10 protein-coding genes are annotated in these 11304 nt (G+C 54.7%); 7 read left to right on the forward strand and 3 right to left on the reverse strand.

Going from position 1 to position 11304, the window contains the following annotated elements:
* Nucleotides 1-119 precede the first annotated feature (119 nt).
* On the forward strand, nucleotides 120-695 hold the full coding sequence (locus tag F5984_RS22595) for a DUF4136 domain-containing protein (RefSeq protein ID WP_019988297.1): 576 nt from the start codon (nucleotides 120-122) through the stop codon (nucleotides 693-695).
* 201 nt (nucleotides 696-896) lie between these two features.
* Nucleotides 897-1106, forward strand: a complete 210-nt coding sequence (locus F5984_RS22600; protein WP_152126494.1) for a hypothetical protein — start codon at nucleotides 897-899, stop codon at nucleotides 1104-1106.
* A 146-nt stretch (nucleotides 1107-1252) separates the two neighbouring features.
* Here the strand turns inward: F5984_RS22600 and F5984_RS22605 are convergent, their stop codons facing one another.
* Complete coding sequence (locus tag F5984_RS22605) at nucleotides 1253-2584, reverse strand: M23 family metallopeptidase (protein WP_152126495.1); 1332 nt, start codon at nucleotides 2582-2584, stop codon at nucleotides 1253-1255.
* Between the two features lie 164 nt (nucleotides 2585-2748).
* Between F5984_RS22605 and F5984_RS22610 the strand changes: the two genes are divergently transcribed.
* Entirely contained in the window at nucleotides 2749-3264 is a 516-nt protein-coding gene (locus F5984_RS22610; protein ID WP_152126496.1) for a DUF2231 domain-containing protein, read from the forward strand.
* 93 nt (nucleotides 3265-3357) lie between these two features.
* Here the strand turns inward: F5984_RS22610 and lysS are convergent, their stop codons facing one another.
* Together lysS and F5984_RS22620 are read right to left on the reverse strand one after the other, a co-directional pair.
* Entirely contained in the window at nucleotides 3358-5148 is a 1791-nt protein-coding gene (gene lysS / locus F5984_RS22615; protein ID WP_152126497.1) for a lysine--tRNA ligase, read from the reverse strand.
* A gap of 102 nt (nucleotides 5149-5250) precedes the next feature.
* A complete protein-coding gene (locus tag F5984_RS22620) occupies nucleotides 5251-6294 on the reverse strand; it encodes a PDDEXK nuclease domain-containing protein (protein ID WP_152126498.1) in 1044 nt (347 codons plus the stop codon).
* 176 nt (nucleotides 6295-6470) lie between these two features.
* Here F5984_RS22620 and F5984_RS22625 point away from each other — a divergent pair, with 176 nt between their 5' ends.
* The 4 genes from F5984_RS22625 to F5984_RS22640 all read left to right on the forward strand — a co-directional run bounded on the left by F5984_RS22625 (nucleotide 6471) and on the right by F5984_RS22640 (nucleotide 11137).
* Nucleotides 6471-7418, forward strand: a complete 948-nt coding sequence (locus F5984_RS22625) for a hypothetical protein (RefSeq protein WP_152126499.1) — start codon at nucleotides 6471-6473, stop codon at nucleotides 7416-7418.
* 242 nt (nucleotides 7419-7660) lie between these two features.
* Complete coding sequence (locus tag F5984_RS22630) at nucleotides 7661-8536, forward strand: SPFH domain-containing protein (protein ID WP_152126500.1); 876 nt, start codon at nucleotides 7661-7663, stop codon at nucleotides 8534-8536.
* A 104-nt stretch (nucleotides 8537-8640) separates the two neighbouring features.
* The gene (locus F5984_RS22635; protein ID WP_152126501.1) at nucleotides 8641-8838 is read left to right on the forward strand and encodes a ribbon-helix-helix domain-containing protein; all 198 of its coding nucleotides are present in this window, start codon (nucleotides 8641-8643) and stop codon (nucleotides 8836-8838) included.
* A gap of 70 nt (nucleotides 8839-8908) precedes the next feature.
* Nucleotides 8909-11137 carry a M28 family peptidase gene (locus tag F5984_RS22640; protein WP_246169289.1) on the forward strand — a complete coding sequence of 743 codons (2229 nt, stop codon included), beginning with the start codon at nucleotides 8909-8911 and terminating at the stop codon, nucleotides 11135-11137.
* Nucleotides 11138-11304 lie beyond the last annotated feature (167 nt).

Consider the following 11304-nt stretch of genomic DNA (forward strand, 5'->3'; position numbering starts at 1 on the left):
GTTTAGGCCTCAAAACCGAACTTCTGCAACACCGATTTCGTTATTGAAGTAACCTATACAACAAGAGCCTTTTTCTTCGTTTTGTAGTTGGTTAATGACCCAGCAAAGTTGTTTATAACATGAAAATCAAAGCCATAATTGCCAGTCTGTTCGTAGCCGGAACGATGGTTGCCTGTGCACCCGCCGTTACCGTTCGTTACGATTATGACCCCAAAGTGAACGTTCGCCAGTTTGCTACCTACCGCATTGAGGCCGACCGGCAGCGTAACGCCGATCCCATTGTGGGCAGCAACCTCAACCAGCGTCGTATTGCCGACGCGCTCGACCAGTCGCTGAAGGGCCGCGGGTACAAACCCGTTGAAAGTGGAGAGGCCGATCTGGTGGTGCGGTTCTTTACCGACTCGCGCGACCGGCAGCAGATTCAGTCTAACAACACCATGAGTCCTTGGGGTTTTGGCTGGGGTGGTTGGGGCTACCCTAACCAGGTGTATTCGCGCCAGTATGAAGAAAACCGGGTTGTGGTCAATGTGTATGACGCCCGTACCAACGATATTATCTGGCAGGGCTGGGCAACCGGTCAGCTGAATAACCGCCGGAAAGAGCGTGAGCGCGATGCCGCCTTCCGCGAAACGGTGACCAGCATCATGAAAAATTTCCCGGAGAGCGCCGGACAAGATTACGGAGCCCAACGATAAGTGGAAATACTTGAATACGTGGTCAGAAAAATCTGAACAATCATTCAAGTATTAATGGCTCTGTTTAGTTTGGAACACCAATTGTGAGAATCCCTGGTTGATCCGAACCGGGGATTTTTTGTGCCTTGTGGTTTCATTATCTTGCATACTTATTAAGCCCAAATGGCATCAGGTAATCGTGGAGTTGTATGGTCGTTACTAATGGCAATTATCGTCCTTTTGCTGGGATTGATGGGGCTGTTGTACGTGTCCTATAACCGCGATCAGCAGTATCAGGGCGAAATTCAGGACCTTAGGCAGAAGTTAGCCGATAAGGATAATCAATTGCAGATCCTGCGAAGTCAGATCCGGCAAATGCCCAGCCCACCTGATACCAGTTGGGAAACCCGCCCCGACACGGCCTTGCGGTAGCTGGTATTCTTTTTGTCACGGCCAGAGCTCCACCCGAGAAAGAGAGCAGGGGTTTCGCAAAAATCAGGCCATTTCACAACACTTCATTTCCTGGAAAATACATTGAAGTAGCCAAAAAGCCATTTTATGTAGTTTAATCAGGTCGTTCAGAACCGTTCGATCCAGCCTGTAAGGCCCCCGCTGAGCCTGACAAGCTGATGAGTGTCGGTTAGTCCGAGTACGTCAACTACGGTATTGTTGGCCAGCTCCACAATGACAGCGCCCTGCGGATGCGCCCGGTCGAGGAGGGGAGCGGGGCGGGGTAGGGTGAGTCGGCGCAACGGTTTAGCCGCCCGCTCAATTGTGCTGTTGGCTACGTACCCCACCCGGTTGTCGGGCAGTTCGACCCGGAGCCATTCGGTGGTGCCGCCGAGCAGAGTCAGCAGGGCCGAGCGGGTGAGTTCTTCGACCACCGCTGCGTCGGGTTTGGGGCTGGTACGGACCAGCGCACGCGTGACACCCACCCGTACAGAGTCGCCCAGACGGTCGGGGTTGAGCAAGGCTTGCCGGGCTGCGCCGGTGCCCCGCCGGATATACGGGAGCGGGTCCACGGCTCCTTCGCCAAACGTATAAATACCGAAGTGCAGGTGCGGAGCCGTGGTGCGGGCGTTGCCGGTATTCCCCACAAACCCGACGGTATCGCCCACTGACACACGTTGCCCGTCGGTCACGTTGGGACGGTCGAGGTGGGCATAGTACAGATTCTGATTGCGGGCATCGTCGGACAGGAATACGATGTTTCCCCCCAGCTGGTTGACCCCTACCCGCGTGATAAGCCCATCAGACCCGGCCAAAACGGGGGTACCTCTGGGGGCGAAAATATCCACTCCCTCGTGCCGCCGTCGGCCACCGTCGCGCGGTACGCCAAAATAGCTGCTGATCTGTCGGCTGTCGCGGCCCTGCACCGGAAAACTGAGCACTGGCTCGCGCGTGACCGAAATCGTGTATCGCCCCGACCGGAGTAGTTCGGGCTGGATTCGAATCAGGTGCGGGCGAGTACGGCGGGGCTCCCACGTCAGCACGTTAGTGTCGGCCTTGGCTGATACCGCCCGGTCGGGTCGTTTCTGCTCGTCGAGGCTAAATACGTCGATAAACACCTGCGTATCGGGCTGTCCCTGCACCTCAACCCGAATAATAAGCCGATCTCCGCGCTGGGCATTGATCTGATACCCTACGGCAAACGGACGATTGGCCGAGAAATAGCCGCTTTCGCGGTAGGGCACCGATATTCGGAGTGAATCACGCAGGGCACGTTCGCCCACGGCTACCCAATCGCGGCCGAGGGCAGTCCGGTTGAGCCGGGCTTCGGTGAGCGAACGAGCGTACTGATCGTGGGGTGAGGTCGATTTGAAAATACCACCGGCGGGCCCCGACGAGGTACAGGCCTCGGCCAGCGCCAGGAAGCTCAGAAGCGGCAGAATTTGAGAAAAGCGTTTCATACGTTGTGACACAATTCGGGTAGCTGCAAACTACCTGATAGGGGGTGTTACCCTCAAAACACCGGGACGGGTAAATGGTTGGCCACTCCGTTACTGGCAGGCGGGTTAATCGAACAAACGGCCTTCGGGCCTGTTATCGAGCTACATAAACGCACTCAACAACTATGGAAAGCAAGGCAAAAGTATTGGGACACCCCATCCATCCGATTCTGATCGTTTTTCCGCTGGGGCTACTGGCGGCCTCGGTAATTTTTGATATTGTGTACCTGCTCACCGACACGGCTTCGTTTGCGCTGGTGTCGTTCTGGACGTTGGTGGGCGGCTTGCTTGGCGGCCTGGTGGCGGCTGTACCGGGCTGGATCGATTGGTCAGCTATTCCGGCGGGTACCCGTGCCAAGCGGGTAGGGCTGGCCCACGGTCTGGGCAATGTGGTAGTGCTGCTGCTGTTTGCAGGCAGTTGGCTGTTCCGGCGCGATGACCCCGGTTATTTGCCTTCAATGCTGGCCTTGGGCCTGTCGTTTGTGGCCTTTGCTATTGCGGGCGTTACGGGCTGGCTTGGGGGTGAATTGGTCGACCGGCTGGGCGTTGGTGTAGACGACGGTGCTAATCTGAACGCGCCCAACTCGCTCTCTGACCGCCGGGCTTCGAGTGCGCACCCTGTAGCGAATGCGGTACGGTGATATTGAGTGAATGAGTGATTGAGCGAATGAGTGATTGAATTTTTCTATCGTAAACAATCACTCATTCGCTCATTCAGTCATTCACTCAATCACTCAATTTGTTTCTACCCACGTCTTTACCTCTTCGGCTTTGGGCATTGGCACGTCGGTCATTTTGAGCTTTTTGCGGGCACCACCCAGGTCGTTGAAGAGCTTGTTGGGGTTGGCCGCTTTCAGTTGGGCTACGGTCAGGAAACCGAGCTGCTGAATGGCAGGCACCCATTCGGCAGGTACGCCAGCCGCGATGAAGTCGGCTTCGGTCGATACCTCAGCTTTCTTTTCGGGGCGCATCTGCGGGAAGAACAGAACCTCCTGAATACTCGGCTGATTGGTCATAATCATCGTGAGCCGGTCGATACCCAGCCCGACGCCCGCGGTGGGGGGCATCCCGTATTCGAGGGCACGCAGGAAGTCCTCGTCCATCGCCATCGCTTCGTCGTCGCCCCGTTTGGCCAGTTCGAGTTGCTCTTCAAAACGGGCGCGCTGATCGAGCGGGTCGTTCAACTCGGAATAGGCATTGGCAATCTCTTTGCCGTTGCAAATAGCCTCGAAACGCTCCACCAGACCCGGTTTGCTCCGGTGCTTCTTGGTGAGGGGCGACATCTCGACGGGGTAATCCGTGATGAAGGTCGGCTGGATGAGGTTTGGTTCGCAGGCTTCCCCAAAAATCTCGTCGATCAGCTTCGACTTACCCATCGACGAATCTGTTTTGATGCCCCGGCTCTCGGCTACCTGCCGCAGGGCGTCTTCGTCCATCTCCGACACATCCACGCCCGTAAACTCGTTAATGGCCTCGAACATGGTCAGGCGTTTCCAGGGGCGCTTAAAGTCGATTACGTTCGGGCCAACAGGGACTTTGGTGGTACCGGTCACGTCGATAGCCACTTTTTCCACCATCTCTTCGATGGTGTCCATCATCCAATTGTAGTCTTTGTAGGCCACATAAAACTCCACCTGCGTGAACTCGGGATTGTGTGTCCGGTCCATGCCTTCGTTGCGGAAGTCTTTGGCAAACTCAAACACACCGTCGTAACCGCCCACGATTAACCGCTTCAGGTACAGCTCGTTGGCAATGCGCAGATAGAGCGTCATGTCCAGCGTGTTGTGGTGAGTAATGAACGGCCGGGCGGCAGCTCCCCCGTGAATAGGCTGCAAAATAGGCGTTTCCACTTCCAGATAGCCTTTGTCGGTCAGGTACTGCCGGATGGAGTTGACCAGTTTGCTCCGCTTGATGAAGGTGTCGCGTACTTGCGGATTCACGATCAGGTCCACGTACCGCTGCCGGTAGCGTAGTTCGGGATCGGTGAAGGCATCGTACGTTTCTTTCTCGCCGGTTTTTTCGTTCACTACCTCTTTCACTACGGGCAAAGGCCGCAGCGATTTGGTCAGCAACTTAAACTGCTTCACATACACCGACAGCTCGCCCGTTTGGGTCGTAAACACGTGCCCCTCGATGCCGATAATGTCGCCAATGTCGAGCAGCTTTTTGAAGACCGTGTTGTACAGCGTTTTATCGTCGCCGGGGCAGAGGTCATCGCGCCGGAAGTACAGCTGAAGCCGACCGGCCGAGTCCTGCATTTCGGCGAAGGACGCGTTGCCCATAATTCGGAAGCCCATCAACCGACCGGCCAAACGGATTTGCCCGTAGGTAGCGTCGTCCGAAAAATCGAGGTGCGATTCGTAGCCGCCCTGGGTTTCGGCACCGGTGCGGTTGGCGAAGGCGTCGCGGAGTTGCTGCGTTGTGTGTGTAACGTCGAAGAGTTCGGCGGGGTAGGGGTCAATGCCCATCCGCATCAGTTCTTCGCGCTTATTTCGGCGGAGGATTTCTTGTTCGCTTAAAATCATGAACCATGATTTACAGGATTTTCCTGATGTCCCTGTAAATGAAGTTGCAAAATTAATGGATTATGGGAAAGGACGCGTGAAATAGAAAATAGGGTTGCCGTGTTACTCTCCTTTTTTTCGGGTGGCAACACTGGTTGATTGAAGCTCACGCTCCAACTCTTCAATGGTTGGCAACGTGCCTTTCAGGTTCTTCGGGATGCTTTCGGTCAGTTGATAGGCCGAAATGCCAATCGGTTTATTGATGTCTTTCAACGCGTACTCGGCGATTACCCGGTCTTTATCCTGACAAATTAACAGGCCAATGCTGGGCTGATCGGCTTCGGTTTTGAGTTGAGCGTCCACCACCGACAGATAGAAGTTAAGCTTTCCGGCATATTCCGGCTGGAACTTGCCGCGTTTCAATTCGATGACAACGTAGCAGCGCAATTTCAGATGGTAAAAGAGAAGGTCGAGGTAAAAATCCTGATCGCCCACTTCCAGATGGTATTGCTTGCCAACATAGGCAAACCCCGCTCCAAGTTCCAGTAGAAACCGGGTGATGTGGCCCGTGAGGGCATCTTCCAGCTCCCGCTCCTGAAAGTCTTCTCGCAAGGTCAGAAAATCGAATATGTACGGGTCTTTAATCAACTGCTGGGCTAAATCTGACTGCGGGGCTGGCAACCGATGCTCGAAATTGGTAATTGCCTTGCCCTGCCGCTCGTGCAGGCCCGACTTGATTTGCAAGCTTAGTACATCCCGTGACCAGCCGTGTTCGGAGGCTTTTGCCATGTAGAACAGGCGTGTTTCTGGCTGTTTTATCTTCTCCAGAAGGATTAAGTGATGCGACCACGGCAATTGGGCAACGGGCCGTTGCCCAATTGTGAAATCAGGATAGGCAGCCGCAAACTGACGCATGTATTTAATGTTGCGGTGGGATAATCCCTGCATTTCTGGGAATTCACGCTGCAAGTCAGTAGCGATTTGAGCAGTAACTCTGTCGCCCCATTTCGCCTTGTCCTGACGAGTTAGAATTGCGTTGCCAATATGCCAGTAAAGCCGCAATAGTTCGGCGTTGGCAGCCACTGTGGCTCGTAAGCGGGCCTGCCGTATTTCGGTCTTCAGTTCGTCCAGAAGCTGAATATAATTGTCGGGTAAAGTCTGTTCCATGACGTGACAAGTTAGGAAGTCGGACGGGTATTGAGGAGGGGAAATTAATGGATTATGGGAAAGGACGCGTGAAATAGAAAAACGGGGTACACAAATCCGAAAACGACCTCTTATCCTAAAACCCGTTTGTGGCAAATAGGTGGCTGGTTTCTTTGAGGTCTAACCAATGCAACACCATGATCTGGACCGACAGCCACCAAGCTGCCTTACTCGCTCTGATTCAGCAACGTAACGAGCGCGATGTACTGCAAAAGCAGCTTCAGCTTCTGCAAACAGACCTCCAGCAGCGCCAGGCGCAGCAAAGTACGCTGTACGAAACACTGTTGAAAGAAGAGGGCGATGTAGATCGGCTTCAGCGGTTCAGCTGGGCCAAACTCTACTACGATCTGCTCAACCGCCGGGAGGCTCAACTGACCAAAGAACAGGCCGAAGCCGAAGCGGCCCTGAGTCAGTATGAATCGGTGTGTGAATACGTGACAGATCTGAAAGGCTGCATAAATGAGTTGACCCAAAAACTGGAACCGTTTGCGCACCTGGAAACGGGTTACGACAAGCTAATCGAGCAAAAAACAGGTTTCCTACTCGTTCAGCAAGGGGCTGTCTATGAGCAGTACAAAGGGCATTTGTTGGCACTTGAGCAGGCCGATAAGCACGTGCAGGAGATGCGGGAAGCTCATTCGGCCGGCTTGAAAGCGCTGGAAGAGGTACTGCAACTGCGTAAGTTGCTCGACGAAGCCCTGAGTTGGGGGAATTGGGACATGTGGGCCGGTTCGGTTATGTCGTCGATGGTGAAACACCAGAAACTCGACGCCGTTCGGCAGCAATCGCGTTGGGTGAATCTGGCACTACAACGGTTTCAGGCCGAGTACGCCGATGTGCATCGGACTATGGAGGCCGACTGGCAATTTGATGATAACCTGACTCGGTTTGTGGATATTTTCTTCGATAACTTCCTGACCGACTGGTCGGTGCAACGGCGTATTGAGCAGGCCAATCAGGACGCCCGGACGCTGGAACAACGGCTGGTGGTTGTGATTAAACAAATCAAAGCAGATGTCGAACAGGCGGTAGTTGAGGCACAGGAGCGCAACTCGGAGCTACGCCAATTTCTGGAGCAGGTGTAGAAAATATATCTATTGGCTGATATGGTTACTGCTTTTTCTGATTCTTATGATCAACCACTGCCAGGGTCTTCGACCACTGGCAGTGGTTAAAATTATAATCCAATCCAAGAACATTAATCACTCAATAGAAATATAGGCTAATAACCGCTTGCCCTTTGCCCCGGCCGCCCATCCGAAACCCGCCCGATGGTTTTTGTTTGTGTTATACTATTGTGCTATCAAAATGCTATCAATTCTAAACCATGAACGAAAAAAGTCTATCCTCCATTTCAGGCTATGTCCTGCTGGCCGTTGGCCTGTTGTTACTGGTTCTGCCTGTCTTTATTTTTGTCTCGGGCGTCCAGTCGAGTAGTCCGGTGCTGTTTATTACGCTGGCGGTTTTGGTATTTCTGACAGGCATTATTCTGCTGACAGGCCTATCGGTTATCAACCCCAACGAGGCCGTAGTGACCACTTTCTTTGGCGATTATACCGGAACCATGCGGCAGAATGGTCTGCGATGGGTGAACCCCTTTTATTCGAAGAAGAAAATCAGCCTCCGCGCCCGCAACCTGAACGGGCAAACCCTGAAGGTGAACGACAAAATGGGTAATCCCATCGATATTGCCGCCGTGGTGGTGTGGCAGGTGACCGATACCGCCAAAGCGCTGTTTGAGGTAGACGATTACACCCTGTTTGTACAGATTCAGTCGGAAGCGGCCGTGCGGCACTTAGCCAACTCACACGCTTACGACAATACCGAAGACGAAAGCGCCGAAATCACCCTGCGCGACAATTCGGGCCGCATCAACGACGTGCTGGAGGCCGAGCTGAACGAGCGGCTGTCGCGGGCGGGTGTCACCATCATCGAGGCCCGGATCAGTCACCTGGCCTATGCCCCCGAAATTGCGGGGGCCATGCTACAGCGTCAGCAGGCGTCGGCCGTGGTAGCTGCCCGGAAACAGATTGTGGACGGAGCCGTGGGTATGGTCGAGATGGCGTTGGAACGACTGGCCCAGAAAAACGTGGTGCATCTGGACGAGGAGCGCAAAGCCGCCATGGTCAGCAACCTGCTCGTGGTGCTTTGTGGAGAGAAAAACGTGAGCCCGGTGGTCAACGCCGGAACGCTTTACAATTAAAGTATTGAGGAGTGAGGAGATAGGAGTGAGGAGGGACGGCGCGAAAATAATCGTGCGTTAGCCCTCCTCACTCCTATCTCCTCACTCCTCATTCCTTTACAATTATGGCTACCGAAAAAAAAGCATTTGTTCTTCGGATTAATCCCGACACGCTGAAGGAACTCGAACGCTGGGCGCAGGACGAGTTTCGGAGTGTGAACGGGCAAATTGAGTATATCTTGAGTGAGGCTCTGCGGAAGCGGAAAAGTAGACCCAATTCGGGGGCTAATTCGGCGAGTAGCCGCGACGAAGAGTCGGACTGATAGCCGCGCCGGTTTGTGAACGTGCGGTGGTTTACCTACTTTGAACGCGTTTTCCTACAACCGAAACGCGATGATCACTCCATTACAAACGTTACTCTGCCAACCCACGCATTTGCGAAAGCGGGTAGGGCATACCCTGCTCTTGTCGGGCCTGACGCTGACCGCCCTGGCGCAAAACACCCCGGCTACCCTGACCGGCTTTTCGCCCGACCGGCAGGCGCTACAGCTCAAAATCGAAGCCGACTTTAAGGCGCAGCAAGACCCCGCCCGTTTCAGACAACACCTCGAACGCCTGTGCAGTGTGCCGCACGTAGCGGGTTCGCCCGAAAACGAGAAAGTGCGCGACTACATTGCCGAGACCATGCGGAAGGCTGGCTGGAAAGTTGATATTTACCCGCACGACGTTTATCTGCCCAAGGGCCCCGGTACCATTGAAGTTGAGGTAGTAACGCCCACACGGGTTCCTATCAACACCAAAGAGTTTGTATTTCGGGAAGACAAGTACTCGGGTGATCCCCGCATTATGCCCGGCTGGAATGCTTACTCCGGTAATGGCGACGTAACGGCCCCTGTGGTGTATGCCAACTATGGTCGTAAAGAAGACTTTGAAGCGCTCAAAGCTATGGGTATTTCGGTGGCGGGTAAAATTGTGCTGGCGCGGTACGGCGGCAACTTTCGCGGGTATAAAGCGCAACATGCCGAGGCTGCCGGGGCCATCGGGCTGCTGATTTTCACCGACCCAGCCGACGCGGGCTACGTGCGCGGCCTCACCTTTCCTGAAGGGCCGTTTTACAGCGAAAGCGTCATTCAGCGCGGGTCGCTGCTCACGGTGCCGTACACCGGCGATCCCCTCACACCCGGCGAACCCGCCCTGCCCCTGGACGGTCCCACCAAGGTAAAACGCCTGGATTTGAAAGACGTGGCCCTGCACAAAATTCCGGTAACGCCCTTGCCGTACGGATCGGCCGTTGAGATTCTGAAACGCATGACTGGCCCGCGGGCTGTACCGGCTGGCTGGCAGGGTGGCTTGCCATTTACGTACCGGCTCGAAGGAGGCCCTGACCTAACGGTGCGCCTGAAGGTGCAACAGGAAAAAGCCATTCAGCGGGTGTATCAGGTGGTGGGTACGCTGGTGGGTAGCGAGTTTCCCGACGAGTGGGTCATTGCGGGTTGCCACTACGATGCCTGGGCGTTCGGGGCTACCGACCCTAACTCGGGAACATCCATGTTGCTGAGCATGGCCGAAACACTCGGAAAACAGGCAAAAGCCGGGCAACGCCCCCGCCGAACAATCAAGATTGCCCACTGGGACGCCGAAGAGTTTGGCGTGATTGGCTCGGCGGAGTGGAGCGAACAGTTTCGCGATGAGCTGGTGCAAAAAGCTGTTGCCTACATGAACTTCGATGCGGCCGTGTCGGGCCGGAAATTTGGGGGCAGCGCGTCGCCCTCGTTGAAAGGATTATTGATTGAGGCTACCAAATCGGTGCAGTACCCCGATTCCAACAAAACTGTGTACCAGCATTGGCTCGATCAGAAAGCCCCCGTCGGCCCCGCCCGCGTGACGGGCTCGTCGGCCCCGGCGGTGGTGAGTGGTGAGCCAACCATTGGCAACCTCGGCGGAGGCTCTGACCACATTGGCCCGTATATGCACGTAGGTATGCCCGCACTGAGCGCCGGTATGGAGGGACCCACGCTCTACCATTCGCAATACGACGATCTGTACTTCTACAACAAATTCACCGACTCTACCTATAAAATGGGCCCCATGATGGAGCAGGTAGTAGGTACCCTGACCACCCGGCTGGCCAACGCTGATTTGTTGCCCTTTGATGTGGTGCGGTATGCGACTGATCTGGAAACCCACTTGCGGGCTGCCGAGAAAGCCATCCGGGCCTATGCCCCCACCTACAGCATTGAGCCGCTGCTGGCTGATGTGGCTATGTTGAAGAAAAACGCCGAAGCCGCCGAGAGCGCCCGTCGGGCGTACCTTCAGACCAACAAGACCGACAAACTGGGCCTTCTGAACCAAACGCTGCGACAGCTCGAACAATCGTTTATCGACCCGAAAGGGATGGCGTTTGGCAACTGGTACCGGTCGCTGTATGCATCGTCGGACCCGTACAGTGGGTATGCCTCCTGGATGCTGCCGGGTTTTCTGTACGAAGCCTCGCTCAAATCGACCAAAAACCTGCCCGATCTGGAAACCCGCTACCGCAAGGCAATCACTACCCTGAGCAATAAACTGGCCTCCTTGACCGAAGCCATGAACCGGCCTGCATCGGTCGGTGGAGGGCGTTAGACGGAGTTAGATGGTCTACCAATTGGTTCAGGTAAAAACCCTATCTGGTAAACCCTAACCCCGTAACTCCTTAATTATGTAGCCATTCGTGCCGGAAAGAGATATGTTAAAATTTTTTAAAAATTATTTCTCCTAATTCAGGAGTAGTTGGCCCGTTGGTCTACTCT

Source organism: Rudanella paleaurantiibacter, assembly GCF_009184635.1.
Lineage (GTDB): Bacteria > Bacteroidota > Bacteroidia > Cytophagales > Spirosomataceae > Rudanella > Rudanella paleaurantiibacter.

Bases quoted from the DNA above. Each gene is read 5' to 3' on its own strand.
- F5984_RS22605 (WP_152126495.1), bottom strand. From the start codon at position 2,584: ATGAAACGCTTTTCTCAAATTCTGCCGCTTCTGAGCTTCCTGGCGCTG.
- F5984_RS22630 (WP_152126500.1), top strand. From the start codon at position 7,661: ATGAACGAAAAAAGTCTATCCTCCATTTCAGGCTATGTCCTGCTGGCC.
- F5984_RS22595 (WP_019988297.1), top strand. From the start codon at position 120: ATGAAAATCAAAGCCATAATTGCCAGTCTGTTCGTAGCCGGAACGATG.
- F5984_RS22635 (WP_152126501.1), top strand. From the start codon at position 8,641: ATGGCTACCGAAAAAAAAGCATTTGTTCTTCGGATTAATCCCGACACG.
- F5984_RS22610 (WP_152126496.1), top strand. From the start codon at position 2,749: ATGGAAAGCAAGGCAAAAGTATTGGGACACCCCATCCATCCGATTCTG.
- F5984_RS22625 (WP_152126499.1), top strand. From the start codon at position 6,471: ATGATCTGGACCGACAGCCACCAAGCTGCCTTACTCGCTCTGATTCAG.
- lysS (WP_152126497.1), bottom strand. From the start codon at position 5,148: ATGATTTTAAGCGAACAAGAAATCCTCCGCCGAAATAAGCGCGAAGAA.
- F5984_RS22600 (WP_152126494.1), top strand. From the start codon at position 897: ATGGCAATTATCGTCCTTTTGCTGGGATTGATGGGGCTGTTGTACGTG.
- F5984_RS22640 (WP_246169289.1), top strand. From the start codon at position 8,909: ATGATCACTCCATTACAAACGTTACTCTGCCAACCCACGCATTTGCGA.
- F5984_RS22620 (WP_152126498.1), bottom strand. From the start codon at position 6,294: ATGGAACAGACTTTACCCGACAATTATATTCAGCTTCTGGACGAACTG.